The organism is Endozoicomonas sp. (assembly GCF_051008435.1).
Lineage (GTDB): Bacteria > Pseudomonadota > Gammaproteobacteria > Pseudomonadales > Endozoicomonadaceae > Endozoicomonas_A.
The window spans coordinates 1-20,743 of sequence record NZ_JBPCXO010000061.1 but is presented as its reverse complement, the minus strand read 5'-3'; the positions used below and the strand labels follow the sequence as shown (position 1 = coordinate 20,743).

General features: G+C 46.8%; 18 protein-coding genes. 4 read left to right on the top strand and 14 right to left on the bottom strand.

Translation table 11 applies throughout. The features are described 5' to 3' along the window. Nucleotides 1-10: 10 nt before the first annotated feature. Nucleotides 11-1,375, top strand: coding sequence for a diguanylate cyclase domain-containing protein (locus ACR2PX_RS02860; protein ID WP_433997848.1), 1,365 nt, complete (start codon nt 11-13; stop codon nt 1,373-1,375). A 21-nt stretch (nt 1,376-1,396) separates the two neighbouring features. On the opposite strand, the gene ACR2PX_RS02855 is transcribed toward ACR2PX_RS02860, so the two are convergent. Beyond that, entirely contained in the window at nt 1,397-2,662 is a 1,266-nt protein-coding gene (locus ACR2PX_RS02855; RefSeq protein WP_433997847.1) for a 6-phosphofructokinase, read from the bottom strand. Nucleotides 2,663-3,227: 565 nt separating this feature from the next. Between ACR2PX_RS02855 and mpl the strand changes: the two genes are divergently transcribed. Continuing rightward, nucleotides 3,228-4,595 (top strand): UDP-N-acetylmuramate:L-alanyl-gamma-D-glutamyl-meso-diaminopimelate ligase, encoded by a 1,368-nt coding sequence (gene mpl / locus ACR2PX_RS02850; protein ID WP_433997856.1) that lies wholly within the window; start codon nt 3,228-3,230, stop codon nt 4,593-4,595. Between the two features lie 67 nt (nt 4,596-4,662). Then, complete coding sequence (locus tag ACR2PX_RS02845) at nt 4,663-5,223, top strand: flavin prenyltransferase UbiX (RefSeq protein ID WP_433997855.1); 561 nt, start codon at nt 4,663-4,665, stop codon at nt 5,221-5,223. A 145-nt stretch (nt 5,224-5,368) separates the two neighbouring features. Here ACR2PX_RS02845 and ACR2PX_RS02840 read toward each other — a convergent pair whose 3' ends face one another. From ACR2PX_RS02840 to trmH, 7 genes are all read right to left on the bottom strand, one after another. Beyond that, on the bottom strand, nt 5,369-6,229 hold the full coding sequence (locus ACR2PX_RS02840; RefSeq protein WP_433997846.1) for a hypothetical protein: 861 nt from the start codon (nt 6,227-6,229) through the stop codon (nt 5,369-5,371). A gap of 100 nt (nt 6,230-6,329) precedes the next feature. Beyond that, nucleotides 6,330-7,211 (bottom strand): hypothetical protein, encoded by an 882-nt coding sequence (locus tag ACR2PX_RS02835; protein WP_433997845.1) that lies wholly within the window; start codon nt 7,209-7,211, stop codon nt 6,330-6,332. 83 nt (nt 7,212-7,294) lie between these two features. After that, nucleotides 7,295-7,600 carry a hypothetical protein gene (locus tag ACR2PX_RS02830; RefSeq protein ID WP_433997844.1) on the bottom strand — a complete coding sequence of 102 codons (306 nt, stop codon included), beginning with the start codon at nt 7,598-7,600 and terminating at the stop codon, nt 7,295-7,297. Nucleotides 7,601-7,738: 138 nt separating this feature from the next. Further along, entirely contained in the window at nt 7,739-8,251 is a 513-nt protein-coding gene (locus ACR2PX_RS02825; protein WP_433997843.1) for a hypothetical protein, read from the bottom strand. Between the two features lie 141 nt (nt 8,252-8,392). Next, nucleotides 8,393-8,764 (bottom strand): c-type cytochrome, encoded by a 372-nt coding sequence (locus tag ACR2PX_RS02820; protein ID WP_433997842.1) that lies wholly within the window; start codon nt 8,762-8,764, stop codon nt 8,393-8,395. A gap of 75 nt (nt 8,765-8,839) precedes the next feature. After that, entirely contained in the window at nt 8,840-9,949 is a 1,110-nt protein-coding gene (locus ACR2PX_RS02815) for a polysaccharide deacetylase family protein (RefSeq protein WP_433997841.1), read from the bottom strand. Nucleotides 9,950-10,312: 363 nt separating this feature from the next. Continuing rightward, complete coding sequence (trmH, locus tag ACR2PX_RS02810; RefSeq protein ID WP_433997840.1) at nt 10,313-10,996, bottom strand: tRNA (guanosine(18)-2'-O)-methyltransferase TrmH; 684 nt, start codon at nt 10,994-10,996, stop codon at nt 10,313-10,315. Nucleotides 10,997-11,179: 183 nt separating this feature from the next. Between trmH and ACR2PX_RS02805 the strand changes: the two genes are divergently transcribed. After that, nucleotides 11,180-12,433, top strand: coding sequence for a bifunctional DedA family/phosphatase PAP2 family protein (locus ACR2PX_RS02805; protein ID WP_433997839.1), 1,254 nt, complete (start codon nt 11,180-11,182; stop codon nt 12,431-12,433). A 68-nt stretch (nt 12,434-12,501) separates the two neighbouring features. Here ACR2PX_RS02805 and ACR2PX_RS02800 read toward each other — a convergent pair whose 3' ends face one another. From ACR2PX_RS02800 to ACR2PX_RS02775, 6 genes are all read right to left on the bottom strand, one after another. After that, nucleotides 12,502-14,163 carry an alpha/beta fold hydrolase gene (locus ACR2PX_RS02800; RefSeq protein ID WP_433997838.1) on the bottom strand — a complete coding sequence of 554 codons (1,662 nt, stop codon included), beginning with the start codon at nt 14,161-14,163 and terminating at the stop codon, nt 12,502-12,504. A 203-nt stretch (nt 14,164-14,366) separates the two neighbouring features. Beyond that, a complete protein-coding gene (locus tag ACR2PX_RS02795) occupies nt 14,367-15,101 on the bottom strand; it encodes an FAD-binding oxidoreductase (protein ID WP_433997837.1) in 735 nt (244 codons plus the stop codon). A 34-nt stretch (nt 15,102-15,135) separates the two neighbouring features. Further along, nucleotides 15,136-15,807 (bottom strand): hypothetical protein, encoded by a 672-nt coding sequence (locus ACR2PX_RS02790; RefSeq protein WP_433997836.1) that lies wholly within the window; start codon nt 15,805-15,807, stop codon nt 15,136-15,138. Then, on the bottom strand, nt 15,797-17,632 hold the full coding sequence (locus ACR2PX_RS02785) for a hypothetical protein (protein ID WP_433997835.1): 1,836 nt from the start codon (nt 17,630-17,632) through the stop codon (nt 15,797-15,799). Before ACR2PX_RS02785 ends, ACR2PX_RS02790 begins: the two co-directional genes overlap by 11 nt. Before the next feature lie 27 nt (nt 17,633-17,659). Then, on the bottom strand, nt 17,660-19,432 hold the full coding sequence (locus tag ACR2PX_RS02780; RefSeq protein WP_433997834.1) for an ATP-binding protein: 1,773 nt from the start codon (nt 19,430-19,432) through the stop codon (nt 17,660-17,662). Nucleotides 19,433-19,441: 9 nt separating this feature from the next. Then, complete coding sequence (locus tag ACR2PX_RS02775; RefSeq protein ID WP_433997833.1) at nt 19,442-20,521, bottom strand: hypothetical protein; 1,080 nt, start codon at nt 20,519-20,521, stop codon at nt 19,442-19,444. Nucleotides 20,522-20,743 lie beyond the last annotated feature (222 nt).

Below are 20,743 nucleotides of genomic sequence, written 5' to 3'. Positions count from 1 at the left end.
GGGAGCTGTCATGGATGACAAGCCGAAAGTCAAAATTCTGGTGGTCGATGATCGTCATGAGAATCTGCTGGCCATGAGCAAACTGCTCAAGCCTCTCGGGGCTGAAGTGCATAAAGTCGACTCTGGTGAAGCGGCCTTGTCAGAGGTTCTGCATCATCATTTTGCGGTGATTCTTCTTGATGTACAAATGCCCGGTATGGATGGCTTTGAGACAGCAACTCTGCTGCACAGTAATAAGCAAACGTCCAATATTCCTATCATTTTTGTGACGGCTATTAACAAGGATCAAGCCTACATCAGCAAAGGTTATCAGGCTGGCGCTGTGGATTATCTGCCCAAGCCCATCAATCCGGATATTCTTCTGGGTAAAGTTAAGGTCTTTCTTCAACTGGAAGAGCAGCGGATTGAACTGGAGGAAGTCTCCAAACAGTTACGCTGGATCAGTCGTAAGAATAAGTTGTTGTTGGATAATGCGGGTGAAGGTATTGCGGGCCTTGATCCCGATGGCAGGATCTCTTTTATTAATCCAACAGCTTGCGCCATGCTGGGGGGAACAGAAGAAAACCTGCTGGGAGAACATATCAGCCAATTCGTATTCAATGCTGAAGCTGATGAAGCTCTGGATAAGTGGCAGGAATCACAGATACGTGAAAATACGATGGTTAGCGGTGGTGTGTTCCAAACTTCTGACAGACAGTTATGGACGCTTTCCAGAGGCAGTTTTGCTGCTGAATATAATATGGCTGCCATTGTCAATGACAGGCAGGAAGTGCAGGGTGGTGTCCTGCTGTTCCAGGACATCACCGAGCGAAAAAAAATGGAAGACCAGCTGGTACAGATGGCGAAGTACGACAGTTTGACCGGACTGGCCAACAGAACTCTGTTCAGGGAGTTTCTTGGGGCTTCTCTGGCAAGGAGTCAAAGGCGGGATAAGAGTACCGCTGTCATGTATCTTGATCTTGACCATTTCAAAGAAATTAACGATACGCTCGGACATGATGCTGGAGATTTATTGCTGAAAAGTGTTTCAGACAGGTTGCAGGAGTGCGTTCGTGAAGGGGATCTGGTCGCCAGGCTGGGAGGGGATGAGTTTGCCATTATCCTGGATGATGTGGCGGAAGCGTCCGATGCCAAGTTGATCGCTGAGAAAATCCTCACCAAGATTCGTGAGCCTCATGACCTGGATGGTGAAGCAAGGCATGTGGGTACCAGCATTGGTATCGCGACTTCTGAAGACACCAGTGATGATGCAGAATCACTGTTAAAGGCCGCTGATCAGGCGATGTATGTAGCCAAGAAAAATGGGCGAAATGATTATCGCCTTGCCTCTGAATTGAACAGTGAAGAAAAAGCGCAGGCAGAACAGGGCAGCTGAAGCTGCCCTGAAAAGGTTTAATTACACATCAAATGAGTCGTTGAGTTTCTTCTCAACCATCACTTTCCGGAGCTTGGCAAATCTTGGCAGACCGTTGAGGTAAGGAGGGTATTCCTCCCCTTCGATCAATGGCTCAAGATATTCCCTGCAGGTGGCAGTAATTCCAAAGCCTTCCTCATCGATGAAGTCCATGGGCATTTTCTTTTCGTAGTTGGCCACTTCTTCCAGTTGCACTTCACCGATTGACCAGCGATAGGGTGCATTGGACTCACGGGTGATACAGGACATCACTGCATTCCTGCCAGTGACGGCCAGTTCAACAGCGGCTTTACCCACAGCATAAGCCTGCTCAACATCCACTCTGGAGGCAATGTGTCGGGCTGAACGCTGCAAGTAGTCGGCAACCGCATAGTGGTATTTGAAGCCATGTTCGCGCTTGATCATGGTGCACAGTGCTGGGGCTACACCCCCTAGCTGATGGTGACCAAAGGAGTCGATGACTGTGGTCGAGGCTGATACAAAGCTGCCATCGGCGTACTTGGCACCTTCTGAGGCAACAATGACACAGTAGCCTTCCTCATCCACTGTTTTCTTGACCTTGGCCAAAAACTTTTCTTTATCCAGAGGCGTTTCCGGGAACACGATGATATGAGGTGGGTCGCCATTCTGGCGTGCAGCCAAGCCAGCCGCAGCGGCCAGCCAGCCGGCGTGACGGCCCATCACTTCCATGACAAAGACCTTGGTAGAGGTATCGCACATGGAGGCGATATCATGGCTGGCTTCCTTGGTGGAAACCGCCAGATATTTTGCTGCTGAACCAAATCCAGGGCAGTTATCAGTTACTGCCAGGTCATTATCGATGGTTTTGGGGATTCCAATGCAGGTAATGGGGTAACCCATTTTTTCACTGAGCTGGGATACTTTCAGCGCAGTATCCATGGAATCGTTACCACCGTTGTAGAAAAAGTAACCAATGTTGTGAGCCTGAAACACTTCGATCAGTCGACGATATTCTGCTTCACTCTCTTCGAACGATTTGAGTTTGTAACGGCATGATCCAAATGCGCCTCCAGGGGTCCTGTGAAGCGCGCCAATGGCTTCATGAGACTCCTGACTAGTGTCGATCAGCTCTTCCCTTAAAGCGCCCAGAATACCGTTATGACCCGCATAGATCTTGCCGATTTGGCCCGGATAGCGACGTGCGGTCTCGATAACGGCACAGGCACTGGCGTTGATAACAGCTGTTACGCCTCCTGACTGTGCATAAAATGCATGCTTGATTGACATCCTGAGTAGCTCTCGCTGAATGAGTAATCTTGGTTTTGTGAACTTGTGTTGTTTTATGGTAGAACAGGTTTCGCACTGAATGATACTTAAAACAGGGTTATTTGTCCGTTTATTTAACGTGAGTTTTTTTCTTCAAACTGATGACAAAAAAGTCATTTTTCTGTCTCTGATCAGTCGCACAATTTATCAGGCAAAATAGGGGTAATAATCATCCGCACGGAGTAAATAGCCCGATGATTTGTTGTGAATGCCTTTTTTCACTATTGGTATTGGCCAGTCTGTTATTATTACCGTCAGCAAAAACAATGCCATTATGTGTACTGATTGGAAGCAGGGATAATAGTGTCAAAAGTACGACATAGATTGCTTCGTAGTGGGTACACAGTTTTCAGAGCCATCAGCGACCATAAAGAGCCATCAGCGACCATAAAGAGCCATCAGCGACTATAAAGAGCCATCAGCGGCCATAAAGAGCCGTCAGCGACTATAAAAAACCATCAGTGGTTATTGAAGAGACATCAGCGGTCATTAGAACCGCCAGCGACGGATTATGAGTAAGGGTGATATGCACATACATATTCTGGGAATCTGCGGCACATTTATGGGAAGCCTTGCGCTTCTGGCCAGGGATATCGGCATCAGGGTCAGCGGTTCCGATGAGCATGTTTATCCCCCCATGAGTACACAGCTGGAAGCTCAGGGCATTCAGTTGATGCAGGGCTACCATATTGAGCATCTGGACGATGCGCCTGACCTGGTGGTGATAGGGAATGCCATGAGCCGGGGGAATCCGGTTGTGGAATACGTGTTGAACAAGGGCCTGGCCTATACCTCTGGCCCCCAGTTTTTTGCCGAGCACATTCTCAAAGACAAATGGGTCATGGCTGCAGCCGGCACTCATGGTAAAACCACTACCAGCAGCATGCTGGCCTGGATTTTGGAACATGCAGGCATGTCTCCGGGTTTTCTGATCGGGGGGATTCCGGCCAACTTCGGGATCTCGGCAAGAATGGGGGATACCCCGTTTTTTGTGGTTGAGGCCGATGAGTACGATACCGCCTTCTTCGACAAACGCTCCAAGTTTGTGCACTACCACCCCCGCACGGCGATTCTGAATAATCTTGAATTTGATCATGCAGACATTTTTGAGAATCTAGAGGCCATCCAGAAACAGTTTCACCATCTGGTTCGAACGATCCCGGGTGATGGCAGAATCATATCGCCAGCCAACTCAGAAGCACTGAATAAAGTTTTGGACCTGGGATGTTGGTCGGAGCAGGAGCGGTTGGGCGCTGAGTGGACAACCCATCTGATTAACGCCGATGGCAGCATTTTTGACGTAATGTATCAGGATGAGGTGGTGGGTCAGGTCAACTGGCCGCTGACGGGTGATCATAATGTAGCTAATGGTCTGGCTGCCATTGCTGCAGCCAGACACGTTGGGGTGCTGCCAGCCCAGTCCTGTGAGGCTCTTGGTCAGTTCAAGGGAGTCAAGCGCCGGATGGAGCTGCTGGCAGATATAGAAGGGATTAAGGTATATGATGACTTTGCCCACCACCCGACCGCTATTGAAACCACTTTGAATGGTTTACGTGCCAGATACCCGAATGACCGAATCCGGGCCATCATAGAGCCACGCTCGAATACCATGAAAATGGGAGTCCATGGTGACGCTCTGTCGGAGTGTGTTCAAAATGCATCGGAAGTGATCTGGTTTCAGTCCCAAGGCGTAAAGTGGTCTCTCGATGAGTTTATAGATAAAAGCCCTGTACCTACCCGTGTGATGTCGTCTACTGAGTCAATCATTGACTATCTGCTCAAGACTTCAGAGAGTAGCGATCACCTGGTCATCATGAGTAATGGTGGCTTTGAAGGGATTCATCAGCGTCTGCTGGTGGAGCTGAATAAAGCAGCGGCATTGGAAAAAGGTTAACAAATTGTCTGAACGCATTACTCTTGCTATCACCGGGGCTTCAGGAGCCCAGTACGGACTGAGGCTGATGCAGTGTCTCGTAGCCTCGGGAGCGGAGATTTTTTGCATGATTTCAAGAGCCGCGAAAGTGGTGATTGAAACGGAAACATCTCTCCATCTGCCTGTCGATGATCGGGAGGCAGAGGATGTATTGATTGATTACTGCAATGCCAGAGAAGGGCAGATCCGTCTGTTGGGGCATGAAGACTGGATGTCACCAGTGGCCTCAGGCAGTGGCGCTCCCAGTAAGATGATTGTTTGCCCCTGCAGTTCAGGTACTTTGTCGTCTATAGCCTACGGTGCCAGCAACAATCTGATTGAGAGGGCTGCTGATGTTACTCTGAAAGAGCGCAGGAAACTGGTTCTGGTGCCCCGGGAAGCACCCTATTCTGAAATTCATCTTGAAAACATGCTCAAGCTGACCCGGATGGGGGCCGTGATTCTGCCTGCATCCCCTGGGTTTTATAACAAGCCTGAAACCATGGAAGATCTGGTGGATTTTGTGGTTGCCAGAATATTAAGCCAGCTGGATATCGAACAGACATTGATGCCCCGGTGGGGAGAGTCATGGGAGCCTGACCGAGAATAGACAGCTTGGCCTAAAGTCCAGAAAGAACGGCCATCTTCTCCACTGAACTTGCTTAAATAGGTCAACTATTCGCACAAGTTAAGTGAAAAAGCTGACTCGCTCTACTGAACTTTATGCTCGAGCGCTATTCTTGGTCAGGCTCCTATCAATTGAGCCGCTGCTGAAGGTTATGCAGCCAGAGAGCCAGTGCGTCCAGGTAGAGTATTACCCGGGTATTTTCATCTGCTGACTGGGCTGCTACTTCTGGCTTGAAGGCTTCAGGAAGTTCCTGTTTCACAACTTCCAATTGATAGTGAGCATGGGGCTGGTCTGAAATGACCAGTGTTTTGCCGGGAGCAGGGGACTCTTTCATCCATCTGATCAGGGTGTCCCGCGTGTTGGCTCTCTGCCAGTGGTTTTGTTTCCAGATTCTAGGAGAGTCAATAAATTCCACCGGCCGTTTTTTCATAGCTTTGGGAAGGTTCATTGCATCAAAAAGTTGCATTGCACCTTCTGTCTCTGTGATGGGGCGAGCAGCTTCAGCACTTTTTCCACAGGTCTGTTTACCCATACTGCTGGCAATGAGGCCGTCAACTTTATCGATGCCATCATTCAGGGGACGCTGTCCTACCAGAAAGACCATTTGGTTAAACCTCACGCCATTCTGCCAAAGTCTGGCCAGATGCTTGAGACGGCGTTCCATTCTGGGAACCGTCGCACCTAATAGCAGGGTGTACTCATAATGTTCCGAAGAAGGCAGTAGTTCATCAACCAGGTTCAGTGCTTTGAGATGATCCATGACGGCTTCATGCTTATCCGGTGCTAAAGGCAAGTCCTGCATTTCCCAACGCTCTTGTCCGGGGAGTCTGCGCCACTGTTGAGAAGCCGAAATCAGGGATTCCAGGGAGTCAGAGTGAGAGACACCCACTTCGTCCATTAAAGTCGATAAGCCCGACAGTTTCAGGTTGTTGATCACCGAACCATGATCCAGAAGCATACTGTCAGAAAAGCGATTATGTGGGTGCATAAAGTCCTTCCATGGAATCAATCAGAATCGGACAAAAAGGCAGGTGTTCAGGTTTTTTCGGCCGCGCGGGAAAGTGGTTTAGAGAGCTATTCCCGACAGGCTAGTTAGTTTCCTGAGCCACCCGGGTCTGTAGGTTATGAAGCCAAAGGGCTAAAGCGTCCAGGTACATAATAAGCTGCCCATCAGTGTTTGACTGTTGAGCCGTAGCTTCGGTAGTGAAGCCTTTGGGTAATTCTTGCCTGATCACTTCCTGCTGATAAAGAAGGTGAGGCTGATTTGATACGATCAGGGCAGAACCTGGTTTGGGGTGGCTGGCGGCCCAGTTTTTTATGCTGTCTCGAGTGTTGCCACGCTGCCATCGATCAACCAGCCAGAAACGGTCCGTTGAGAAGAAGTCGACCTTGATGTTTTTCATGGCCTCAGGCATTTCGGTGGACATGTAGACCATTTCGGCGGCCTCTTTTTCGGTGACAGGCCGTGCTTTTCGCTTTTTATCTTCCGAAGCATCACTGCCTATGACATCAGCAACCAACATTTCTGTCTGATCGATGTCATCAAGGGTTGGCCGTTGGCCTGACAAAAAAATGATCTGGTTGAATCGGACGCCTTCATTCCATAGTTTAACCAGATGCTGGAAGCGGCCTTTCATACGGGGTGCTGTTCCGCCCAATACCAGTGCGTAATCAAAATGCTTTTTATCGGCTTTCAGCTCATTAATTAAGCCAATAGTTTCCAGGTATCCCATTACCTTTTTGTTCTGCTCATCGGAAAGTTTGAGGTCTGCCACTTCCCAGCGCTCTTGATCAGGCTTTCGCCGCCAACGCTGAGTAGCTTCAACGATGGAATCAAAGTCTTTCTTGTGAGGGATGCCAGTCGCAGAGAGAAGAGCTGACAGTGTTTCAAGCTGCTGCTGACTCAGAGCCTTATCAGCAGCCAGTGCATGGGCAGAAAGGAAGAAAGTCAGGAGAAGCCCTGACAGCAAGGGCTTATACCGTTGATAAGTGCAGAAGTTCATTTCTATTTATGGATCTATTTAAAACACCTCAGAATAGATCAGCTTTTGATTTAATGGGGTAAAGATGGAGGCGAGGATTGAGAAACGGCCTGAATCAGACTCTGATCCAGGTCGGGTAGAGCCCAGGCTTCAGGATAGTTTTTTGAAAGCTCTTCAATCATGACCGAATATTCTTCCGCAGGCTTGTTCAGCAGATACGTCAGAAAGGTATAGATGCGGTTGGACATCTGATGGTTGAATTGCGTCATCTGCTCTTCTGAGATGGCTTTGGTCTGAACAGCATCATCCAGCACAGAATTACGGGTGCAGTTAGCTGCAATCATCAGGGCCAGTTTCTTGACGGTATCATCGTTCATGGGACTTCCTTCGCTCGTGTTGTCTTCCTATCTTCAGTGTAGATCGGTTGGTTTCCATCAAAATCAAGCGGGATTTTTTATATTGGGCAGAGTAAATAAAGTGAATTAAAAAGAAAGGGGTCATAGAGACCCCTTGTTTCAGACAATGTAAGGCTCTTTAAGATCAATATCTCCATGCAGGGTCTGATATCGTTGCAGCTTGGCGGTATCCTGTTCCGCCTGATCCTGTTGTTTAGCAGCGTTTGACCAGGTGTTTGCAGCGAAATAAAGTCCAATAGCACTACCGACCCCCATACCGAACGCAGCACCCACCGTTGATCCAAAAAGATAGCCTCCGGTCAGCGCTCCACCCATTCCCCAGCGGGCTATGGTTCCCCAGGATTCATTAGTACGCACACAGTACTGTTTAATGCTTTTCCAGGTTTTCGAAGTGCCAATTGATTTGAACTTGTCCTTTATGAAATTTGGGATCCTGAAGCTATCAACAGATAATCCCATAAAGGTTCTCTTGGCCCTTTCTCCCGTTTGCACGGCAACCTCTCCTGCCTTTTTTACCAGTGCATTTGCTGTTGCTTGGGCGAACTGGTTTGTGGCCATATCTATGACCGTAGGCGGTGGAGGGCTTGAGCCCATTTCATTTCCTGTTGCCATGGCATACCTCCTTGTTAATCCATGAACGGTTGGTTCTTCACTGGAGGCAGTATTACATGGGGTGAAAAGAAGGATCACTGACAGTTTGGTCAGAATGGCTAACTTCTACCTGTGGAGGGACAGGAGCCTTACATCAGGCTCCTATAAAGTACTGATGGGGCACCTTTGCAGTGAGTACCACTCACTGATGGAGTCGACCTCTTCCTCTGTCAGCATCTTCGCGATATTGACCATAGGGATATGGTTGCCACGCAAGCCATTCCGATAGTCATTCAGCTGCTTCACCATATACACTTTTTTCTGGCAGGCCAGGTTCGGATTGAAATCAGCCGTGCCTATGCCCTCTGGACCGTGACAGCCGGAACACAGGGCCAAAGCCTTGTTTCTGGCAGCTTCCAGCTTCGGGGTCATCTCAACCGGACGGAATTCAGAACTGTTTTTCCCAGAGAGGTCGCATCCAGCCAACAGAGCAACCGTGAATAGGCTGCCCAGCAACCAAGCCTGTTTCTTCATGATACGCATTGCTTCCCAAGAAGATCTTTTATCACCCAAGGATGATAAAAGATTGTTTCTATCGCTCAGGTTTTTTTAATCAATCGCTTTTCCGTCTTCCGTAAAGCGAAGCCATTGGTGAGAAAACCAGTAATAATGACGGCCATCCATAGAAGGGGCTGTGCAATTATAGCGACTGCGACCGATTGGCAATGGCGATTTGGCCTGGGTCCGAAATTGTGTTTTTTCTTTATCGAGCCATTCCAGTTCTACTTTGCCCTGGCCAGAAACATAGCAGTTCAGCTGTTTCTTCTGATAGCTGCCGTCTGCCAGAGTCAGGGTTAACGGAGGCATCAGATCTTTTGGGTCAATGATGGCGGTATCAGATTCCTGCTTGGATACTGGCAGTGGTCTGCTGTTAACTTTGGTTCTGAAACCGCTCATATCGGTATAGTTGCCAGACATGGGATAACGGGACAGGCGGGTGAAGTCTGACAGTGGGCCAATGGCACCGGATTGCTGACCAAACCCAATATACCCCATGTCCTTGATCATCTTTCTCAGCTCTGGGGCTGTTTCACCAAAGGGCCAGGCCAGCATTTTGATACTTTGTCCGGTTTTTTCCTTGATGCGTCCTTCCGTATCAATGATTTCCTTTCTGGAGCGCTCCAGCCAAGCCTGATCAGATTCTTTGGGTTTCTTTTCCGGCATATGAGGGTGGCTGATTGTATGGTTAGCGATGGTGGCGCCTGAACGGGTCATCTCCTGAATCTGTTCCCAGGTCAGGAATTTACCAAAACCACGATCCACTGGTTGAGTACTGACAAAAATCGTAAAAGGCCAACCCTTTTCTTTCAGCATGGGGAAAGCATTTTCATAGATGTTCTTGTAAGCGTCATCAAAAGTGATCACTACGGTCTTTTCAGGGACGGGCTGGCCACTTTGTATGGCTTTAGTGATGGTTTCTATAGGGGCGACGTTAAATTTGTTTTTATCAAGGTAATCAAGGTGTTGCTTGAACATTTCGGGGGAAATGCTGGTGATGGCCGGGGTCTTGTTACTGACATGGTGATATTGCAGGAATACTGCGCTATCAGCAGCCATAACAATGGCAGGCACAAATGCAGCCAGTGCGAGTAGTCCTTTCAAAGGCCTGGAGGCCAGGTGGCTGAGCTGCCTTGTGTACGAAGCTATGCGACGGGTCATGAAGCCTCTGTTTTCAGTAGAGTGAATAAAGAGGCTGTTTGGAAAGTAATGGGTGGGTCAAAAAACCAGCTGAGCGAGTCCAGTTTTACCTCACCCCCAACTTTCCCAGTAGCCTCAATGAGATGCAGACTGAGATCCGCTTATGATTAGTTTCTATGCTCGAAACTAAGACATTTACGGTGTGTTTGGCAAGAACTGTAAATTGAAAGCAAAAAAACGGCGCCTTAAAGGCGCCCGATCAAATAGATCCATAGGGGAGTGCGTCATCCTTCAGGATTGGTAGGACCTTCAGGCGACGACTTTCAATGACCAACATTTAAAAGGTTATATTCGGTTGGCAAAATCTGCCTTACGACTTAGGTATTAGCCCTTAGCCCTGACTTTAGAGTACCAGGAGGAAGGGTCTATGAGTTGCCCCTTGTCATTCATTTCGGGGTATTTCAGCCCACGCTCGTCGCAGTATCGAGCCAGCTCCGGATAGCCCCAGCGGAATAACGTGGGTGTGTAAATCTCCAATGGCAGGCGGGGTTGGTCATACATTCCCTTCAACAGTCGCTGTCTTTGGGCTTCAACCAGAATAACCGCTGCAGCAACAGAAACGTTGAAAGAAGCGACAATGCCCTGCATGGGAATGATGATATGCTGATCAGCAAGAGCTGCCGCATCCTCACTGATACCTTTCTTCTCAGCTCCCATCATGACGGCAACAGGTGTTGTGTAATCGACCTCTGAATAGGGGATAGCGCTGTTGGAAAAATGGGCTGCGAAAACTTTAAAGCCCCTGGCTTTCAGTTGTGATATACCTTCCTCTACACAGCTGTGATGATGAACATTGACATACTTGTGACTGCCTACAGTCCTGCCCCGAAAGTTTCGATAGCCCGGCTTGGGCTGACTGAGATGAATATCGGGAATGCCCACAGCATCGCAGGTTCGGATAATGGCTGACAGGTTATGGGGTTTATGAACCTGATCAGTCAGCACCGTCAGGTCAGGTTGGCGTCGATCCAGCAGGTCTTTAAATTTTTGGTAACGTTCCGGTGTCATGATTCTGCTCTCGATACTGCATTGTGTGGTGTTTATTGTACCTTTAGGGAATATTTTACACCGATGAGTGCAATAGGGTTCTAAGTCTTCTGTATTTGAAAGGGGGCTTTGAAAGAGAATACCGACCTAACAAAAATCATCTATGAATGTAGAAACTAATGATGACTCTGAAAGAGGCCTTTTGTGGAATTTGATAGCTTTGTAGCAGTACATGCATGGCTTCAACATCATGGTCACTGGCTGGGCCCGTTTATAGCATTGGCTGCTTTTGTGGAATCGCTGGTAGCCATCGGTTTTATTATTCCTGGCGTTGCGGTGTTGTTTGCTCTTGGGGCATTGGCCGGCAGTGGTTTGATGGAGCCATTGCCCATGCTGGTGTGGGCTTTTATAGGGGCGGCTCTGGGTGATGGCATCAGCTTTCAGGTAGGTTGTCATCTGCATGGTCGAATCCGTGATTACTGGCCATTTTCAACGCATCCAAGATGGTTGGAAAAAGGTGAACGTTTTTTTGAAAAGTACGGTGGCTTTAGTGTTGCTCTGGGCCGGTTTATAGGTCCTATTCGTCCCGTTATTCCCGCTGTTGCCGGGATGATGGATATGTCTCCCCTGCGTTTTTACACCATTAACCTGCTTTCTTCGGTTCCCTGGGCTGTTGCGTATCTTATGCCGGGGTATTTGACCGGCGCTGCATTGAAGATAGAAGTGCCGGAATCCTTTTACTTCCCCTTAGCCGGTATAACGGTTGTCTCTTTGCTGATTGCTTATATTGGGTTGATTCTGGATCGTCTTCTTTGCAGGAAAAAGTGGGTGCTACTGTTACCAGCCTGCTTTGTGGTGGTTGGGCATATCAGTTTACTCCTCCTGACTGTAATGGATGTCAATGGTCAGCTGGATGATCACAATGCAATGATACAGTCGTTTGTTACCCGTATTTCCGTGCCCATAGTCGAGCATATTCTTGGGCTGGTGACCTGGCTGGGAAGTGCCGTTGATCTATGGTTTCCCCTGCTGCTGTTCGCTGTTTATTTTCTGTGGGTCAAACGCTATAGAAAATTACTGATTATGTCGGCATGCCTGGTGGGTATGGAAGTTACGCTCTGGTTGATGAAGTGTGGAATAGATAAGCCCAGGCCGGCTCATTTTGATGGCCTGGAGCAGTTTTCATTTCCATCAGGACATACCACTCAGGCCACCTTTGTGTGGTTGATGGTGACCTTATATCTGTTGACAGGGCAAAGAAGGCTTGTGAAGTTCTGTGCCTACAGCTGTACCATGATGACGGCTCTGATGGTTGCTCTGTCCAGACTTGTGCTCGAAGCTCACTGGTTTGGAGATGTTCTGGCAGGTCTTCTGTTAGGAGGCATCTGGTTCAGTGTGGCTGTGATTGCAGAAAGAATTTATTTGAATGATAAAATCCCCAAGCCTCAAACGCCCTGATAATAAAACGCCCGGAATAGTTCCGGGCGGATCGGTCTGGCAGCAAAAACGCTCTTAATTCAGGTTACCTACAGAGTAGGAATAGAGAGGGTTGATTGCTTCTGGCTACTGAATTCGAAATCAATAAAATAATTGGCTCTTGTCGGCCTCTTATACTGAGGGTCCATGGTGTCTATAGCCAGCACAACACGATGTCCCTCGGGTACATCGTAGGCAGTGGTGACCAGTTCAAAGGACATTTCGATTTTTTTCCCAGAGGTGGCCTGCGGCAGAGTGGACACACCATGAGTAATCAGCCTTGCGTTACCAAGACTGTCCATGTCGTAGAGATAGCCCACCAGCTGTGCTTTATCATGATGTGGTTGAACCATAAGGTTGACGGTTGGATTACCCCTTATTTTCATGGTTTGTTGCAGTTTACCGGTGTTGAAATAAATGCCTCGGAAATCTGAAGCAGCATAAATGTTTGTCACGACCGGGATTTCAAGCTGTTCCAGCAGTTGTGAGAGAACAGGGATCTGGGTGCTGAACAAAGTGCCTGTCCAGGCATTAATAGTGTTGTCTTTTGATAACCAGAAGGGAGGCCTGTAGGGATACTCTTCCAGGTCGCCATTATCAAATGCGGATCTGGGGTGGAGATAATAAGTCTGCTCAGAAGCCTCTTTTATTGGAAAGTCATCGAATCCTTCATACCGGTCTTTGAATTTAACTTTCATCTGCAGAGGGCTGGACTGACTCAACTCATTACTTTCTCCCTTCAGGTGAATGTCGAACCATTGGTAGACATTGTTCCAGGTCCTGTTTTCCCCAATACCCAGTAGAGAAGGCAGAAGTTCTGCGGTTGCATGGGTTCCGGCCAGCAGATCCATATGTTTGGGCGTGGTTAGACGGCTGTACATCTCAAGCAGAGAGTTCGCCTGAAAAAGGTTATCGCCATAAGCTTTGGCAAAATAGACGGCGGTATTATTCTGATTCAGCTGTTCAACATAGTTGATGGGGGATCTTTCCTCTGCCCACTCTAAAACTGCAGGTATCTGATCCAGCTTCTGGTTTTTAATAATGTCCCAATTTTCAGCAATGATCGGGTCAGGATTGCCTCTCAGGTCAGCCGTCAATGTCAGTATTTCTGCCCAGGCCAGTCTGGGAGTTTGATTGCCATAGAGAGCTTCCACCATGCTTCCCCAGCTGCTCATGGCGGCAACGGCTTTGACCCGTTCATCGTGAGCTGCCCCCATCAGACTGATACCTGAGCCGTAAGAGATACCAGCGGTACCAATGGCATTGGGATTTACAGGGTAATTATTCATTAGAAAATCAATGACCTGGCTGTAATCGGCAATGTCTTGCGGGCCAGCCGTTCCAATCTGTCCGGTCGACTCACCAAAGCCCCGGGTAGCATAGCTCAGGACGATGTAGCCTTTTTCAGCAAGGGCTGCGGCCTGTTGCATGTATTGGTATTCATTCAACCCCCAGCTGTTAATAAATACGACAGCAGGAGCAGATCCGGTCAGGTGGGTGGGGACAAAAATATTAGCAGTCAGTTCTACGCCATCATTGGTCAGAATGACAATATCATCATCGGTGGTATAGCGATCTGATTCTGGAAACTGTCCTTTGTTCAGTAATCCGGCAGCAAACTGAAACAGTGGCTGTATGGATGCCAGAGATTGAATCGGTACGAAGGAAAGAGCCAAATAGAGAACCAGCTGCTTGAGTGGCAGTTTAGTCATGGAGATACCTGTCTTTTTTATTGTTTTTATAGTTTCACCAGCCATTGAACCATAACGGTTGTCGGTGCCTTTCAATGGGGTGAATTTTGATCATACACGGGTTTTAAGTGAGTGTGTATTAACTTGTAATTGCACTTGTTACTAGTTGACAAACAGTTCACGGAACGTGGTCTGGAAGTGTACGAGCTTAGTCGTAATGTTACTCAGCTGGAAAAGACATATTTTTCCCGTTTGACCTGCCTTGGGCCAAAGCCAAGCTCTTTCAGTGCTGCGGCAGCGTCGTCAATCATGGCTGGATTACCACACAGGTAAACAAGGTCATTTTCCGGGGAAAGGTCCAGTTCAGGGAACTGGTTTTGGAGGTAGCCCGGGTATTCATGGAGAGAGGCGTCCAGTGATTGCTCTCTGCTATAGCAGGCCCGGTATTCTATGGCTTCGGATGAGGCTGCAAGGTCACGAAAGTCTTGCTCGTAAATCATATCTGCCTTGTGTCTTACACCCATCATGACAAGAATTTGGGTGCCTTCACTGGCCAGTTTGTTCAATACCGGAATCATGGCTCGATAGGGGGCAAGACCCGTGCCGGTTCCAGCCAGTATGATGCGACCATTATATTGTTCAGGCGCGGTGAGAATGCCAAAAGGCCCACCGATAGAGAGCTCCAGTCCTGGTTCTGCTTCGCTAAACAGAGAAGAAGCAATCCCTCCTTCAACAAAGCTGATGGCTATCTCAATCTGCTGAGTGCTTTGGAAAGACTCTGGTGAATTGGCGATGCTGTAACTTCTCTTATAGTCCTCTCCCTGAAAGGAAAAATGCAGCTGTACAAACTGTCCTGGCTGATAGTCAAACCCGCCCTCTACCCTGAAGTCCAACTGTACTGTGTTCTGGCTGAGCGAGTGCTTGGCAGCCAGGGTTGCAGGATAGAGTGGACGTGGCATTTTGAACTCCTTGAGCGTATTAAATAGGAACTCATTAATCTGTTTCGGGGATTTCCATTAATGTTTTAATATCAATAGATCGTGATTTTGACTGAAGTGCCCTATAGACGAGGTCTTTGAGCCTCTGCTTTTCTGCTTCCCGCACTTTGGGGATGGGGCAAAACTGATATCGAAGGTGGAAAAGATATTGAAAAGGGTTGCTAATACCACCTCCAAAACGAATTTCGTGGTCGGGAATGCAGCTCTCCATATGAATATGCTCACATGGATGAAAAACTAGAGTATCTAAAATGGCCGCAATATCCTCTTCATCGGCTTCTGCCAATGCTTTTGTCTTAACAGAGTTATGCTCCCCCAGAAAGGCTTTCAGTGGAACTCTAAAATAACGAGGGTCAACATGATGAGCCCATGTAAAAGGTTCATTAAGTCCATCTTTAAATACCGTGAATTGTATTGCAAAGTAATTGTTTTCACGAATATCGCAGCTGCAAAAGCACTCAATACCTAGGAGGTTTGGTGTGATTTCATATTGTCCGTTTTTGATTGTATAAGGGTTTAACGTATATGTTTGCCAGAATGAAACGAGGCTTCCTAAAAACGCATGAATCCACTGTTTTCGTTCTTTTTCCGTAGAAGGAGAAAACAATAGTTCAATAACTGCCTGGTAAAGATAAGCACGGCGTTTGTTTACATCATCATGAGCCATGCTTCACCTTTAGAAAGTTCAAAACGGATTTGAGGTTTTGTACCATGCTTGCTGGTGCACTATTTTCGCCTTCTTTCAGATCGGTGAAATACTCTATGTCTTCCTGGATTTCGTCAATACTGAGGCTGCCTAGTAGTTCATCATCTAAGCTATAGACCTCGAATAACTGACGAAGCTGGGTCCAGTGGGATAGATATGACTGAAGCACTTGCTCCGGTACCCACCATATCATTTGGTGCTGGAGCAGAAGATCTCGTTGAGAGTCTAATGTGGTCAGTTGTTCATAAGTCCATTGAGCTCCAAAGTCTATTGAGAAGATATTAGCTGGGTTAGTGAGCAGTTCATCTAACTCTTCAATAGGCAATTGATCCTTACCACCATCAAGTTGAAAGTGCTCACAGGATTGGAAATCAAAGGTATTTGCCTTTGCAAACAAGTAGCTTCGCGCAGGTTTGACGAGTTCTTTGTTTTTGTATGAAATAATGACTCTGTCCGCGCGGTCTTTTGATAACAGGGCTGAAGCCAGTGCATCCAGTATTTCTGTGAGATAAAGTTGTATTGGATGTTGGGTTTGCTCCTGACCCAGCCAACCTTCAGGAAAGGAAAGGCCATTAGCACTTATGCCAAATGTTTCAGCATAGTTATTCAGATAGGTTTGTTCAGGTGTTTCAGTAGGGACAGATTTGCTGAATGAGCCCTTGATCAGTGGATTGACTAAAACAGGCCATTTTGCGTGGTCAGGCTGTTCTGTTAAGACAATCCAGTTTCCATAAAGCGCTCTCTGGGCAGTTTCTTTATCTCCAGGCAGTCTGACTGTATTGGCCAGTAGAAAGGATTGTTTTCTGATGACATTGATCAATTCATCTGAAGGTTTCAATGAATATAGAAAAAAGTCCATCTCTGTAGCTAAAGCCGCACGGATTAAGTGCTCATTACCTTTTTTACGTTTTTTTCTAGCTTCAAGATAATGTACCAGTAATCTTAATGCTTGGCGGGGAATACCTGCGGAAAGTTCTGCAAGAACCTCTAAATCTTTCTTGGGGATTGAAGGTAAGTAAGCCCCCATCCTTTTGGAGTAGAGCTCCAGTATATGTTCACTTGAGCAAGCAGTCAGGTAAAGTCTATCTACTTTGCTGAAGCGACTGCCTGTTTCTTTAATAAATATGTGAACGGCATTGACTTCAAACAAAGTTCTGAAACTGCAAAGAGTGTCAAGTACCCCCTGCAAGCTCACAAATGCAGAACTATTGGTTGCAAACTTATCGATACCCGAAGCCAAAATAGAAAGTGGCTTATCTGTAGTTTTTGAGATCGAGGCTCCAATATCAGTCAGTACTCTATCGATATAATCAGTATCATTTTCGAACTCCGAGATGATCGACTTTCTCAGTCGATGTGCGGTGAGTGTGCGTTTTTCTGGAGCCAGTATACTTTTGAGGTCTTCCCAGTTAGAGCACTCATTATGGTTCAGCTCTTCAGGAAGACTGATAGCAGATAAGTCAGCTTCTGCTTTCAGGGCAGTTTGAATAAACCCTGCCAGAGCAATGGCATAGAACTCACCTTGCTTTGGGTTGACGCTATTACGATCAAAGTGGAGAGTAATGTCCGGTAAGTTATCACTGCTGCTAAGCACTTTATTGATGAGAGTGGTCTTGCCAGTACCAATCTGACCTCCAAGCATCAGGGGTTTAGTACCCTGATCTAGCCAGTGAGTGAGAATTTCCGTTTCTTGGGGAAACAGCTCCATGTATAGAAGTTCAAACTCTTTCCCAGTAGAAAGAGGAATACCCTCATCAAGGTTGATGCCCTGTGAGTGACGTTTCATTCAAATCTCCAGCTAGAAAGCCTTTCTTTAATTGCACTTCTTTATCTGTGGTTGCCTGCGGTTTTGACGTCGCATATTTTCAACCACTTTAGAAAAGTCAGGTGTGGGAACATTTTCCTGCCAGCAACTCCAGAAGTCGATTGTAGCACTTAGGGGCTTTTCTGTCGGTTGGTGAACTCTGATTCTACTAGGTAGGAGAACCGAGTCACCTACAACAAGAGCTTCACCCACATCCATTATAGGTAGGGCTTCCAGAAGGCTCTCCAAGCTTTCAGGAAGCATTTTTTTAACAGTACTTTGATCGTCACCATTGGTCAGGCGCAATGCAATAACATTGTTACATTGACTCAAAACGGTTTCGCTGACATCTGAAGGTCGCTGGCTGACGATTAGAAGTGCGACCCCATATTTTCGTCCCTCTTTAGCAATTTTTTCAAACGCTTCTACCGCTCTTTTTTCAACAGGATTCATATCACCACGAGGCAAGTAAAGATGGGCTTCATCACACACCAAAGCAATAGGTTGTCGTTCACTCTGCTCCGTCCAGAACTGAATTTGATAGATCAGGCGTGCTACTAAGCCAAGAATAATCGGTAAAATATCACTGGGTACTTCAGAGAAATCGATGACTTTGACTTGTTGGTTTTTACCGGTAAAACCAATTAGCTTTTCTACTAGTACTGTTAATGCACTGTATTCATGAGCCGCTTCAGGAGCTTGAAAAAGGAATCCATAGCGCCTGTCACTCAGTTTGCTTTTTAAGCGTGTTAGAAGTCGACTGAACTGTCCATAGAAGGGGCCTTGCTTCAGGCCTCTGGCTCCCTGAATCATTTCTTCGTTTAAATCGGAGATGTTGGTGATGACACTGTCCAGATCAAAGGGAATTGGACTGTCCAGAGTGAAAGCAGCTAAAACATCATCTTTACCTAATGACTCTAGTGTTTTCTTTTTTTCTTCAACAACTTTGTCCTGAAATACCATAACCTGATTATGAGCACTAAATTCAGACCGGTCTACAAACATTGATTGAAGCTCCTCAGTATTCAGGAGCCAGTGAGGAAGGTATAACAATTCGTCACCATTACTTTCAAGCTCGTCTGGGCCAGGAATACGAAGTTGGCTGGCATAACTTAGATTTTTATATTCTCCATGAAGGTCAAAAACCACCAAGTTGGACGAGTTGAGTAAGGCGCTTCGCTCAAGAATTGAAGCAACAGTCCATGACTTACCAGAACCAGTACTACCCAGCAAAGCTGCATGACGTTGAAAAAGCTTGTTGCCATCCAGGAATGCTTTAGCCTTTTCATCCAAGGTAAAAGTCCCCAGCTCCAGAGCGTGAGATTGGTTGGTGGAGCTTGACAATATGCCCATGAACTTTTCAAGATTTGTATCTTTCAGGACATAACACTTGGCTTGTACTTCAGGGATATGGTTGAGAGAACGAGAAAAACTTGATGATTCTTTGTCAGAACCTTTTCTGGTGGTTCCCATCAGAGTTAGTTTTACTGTGTTAACAACTAGCTCGTCAGCTAACTGGTCATCATCCTCTGTTTGGTCATCATCTTCTTCTGGTAGAACTGCGATGGTTGGTTGAACAACAGACTTTATAACTTTATCAATTAGGCCTATTAACCACGTTTCTACCCCATCAGCCATAGAAATGGCAACCAACTGGCCAACTCTAGCCTTACGAAGATCCAGGTCACTGTTGACTAAAACTGAAACTTTGCGGGTATCAACCTCCCGAACTTCACCAAACAGGTACTTGCAATGTTCATCGTCGAATTGAAATAATGCCATGTCGGTCTCCTAGCCCAAGATAACCTGGGTAAATTCTTCAAAATTCCAAAGCTGATAGTCATCAAGCTCCAGCCACCCGTCGTACTGGCTATTCCTGATCCGAGTGGAATCACTTTTCTCTTGTTTGCACACTACCCATAGTTTGGGACTATTACGCACCCATTCTTCAATTCTTTCATTGGTATCGCGAGTGATAATCACTCCTTCGCATTGTTCCTGTTGCAGTTTACGCTTGAATGTTGCATTAACTAGCTGGGTATCATTAAAGCCAAAGCCTAGGAACAAGAACCTGTTGTGTGTATCGACTGCCTTATCATATTCAGCTAACAGATCACTTCGGTAGCTATGCAAGCGCTGATATTTCTCTGTGCCAGGAGTAATCATCGCTCGTTGAACATGTTTCGGTGGCTCCTTGATCCAAGCGTCGCACTGAACAATTCTGTTGTTTAGGTGAAATGTATTCAGGGAGCCATGAGGTTTAAAAAGACGAATATGTGGTTTTATTATTTTTCTTGTATTTCTTCCAGCTAATCTATAGCTAACCATACCTTTAGAGGCTCTTTTCCAGTTCAAGTCTCTACATAACTCCCCAGAGAAGCCCGTGAGGTAAGGAATTCCTGAGTGATAGAATGAATACTCTCCTAGAAGGTCGTAGTTGGGAGTCGCGCAACTAAGTATTTTATCAGCACTGCGGGTATAGCGTTCGAATAGAGTCGATATCATTTTGGCAGCTGGCCAAGCTTTTTCACCAGTTAGTAGATCTGGCGCGTATTGTTGGTCCAACTTTGCCACAAATAGGGCTGTATTGTTGACAACTTTTTCAGTCAGTTCGTCATCCTTAATGCAATCCATTGCTCCTTCAAAATTATTGGGATTACTTGCAAGTGCTGAGAGAACGTTTTGCCATTCTTTGTGCTGGGTTTTGTTGAGGCCAGTGGATAATTCAGTTTTAAGATTTTGCTCGAGAGCAGGCATTCCAAAGTCTCTGTCCAGTGCGCATGAAGTTCCTGTCGCAAACAGAATAAAGGGCTTTTCACTGAAAAAGTTTTCCAGTGCCTGGCGGGCTATTTCCCAGGTAAGCTTGTTCACTAGGTATTTGTTCCTACTTTCTGGTCAGGCATTGACTGAATGGAGGTGATCTGACTCTAACATCTTAACGCTATATCTGTAGCAGTACTATTGCATTCCTTAAGTCCCGCTTAACGATCTGAAGAAGTAAGACAGAATGAACTGAAAGGAGCGCCCTCTGTGCTGTTCAGGCAAAATACCTGTGTTAATAACAATGCACTTGCAAGGTGCTACACAGGGACG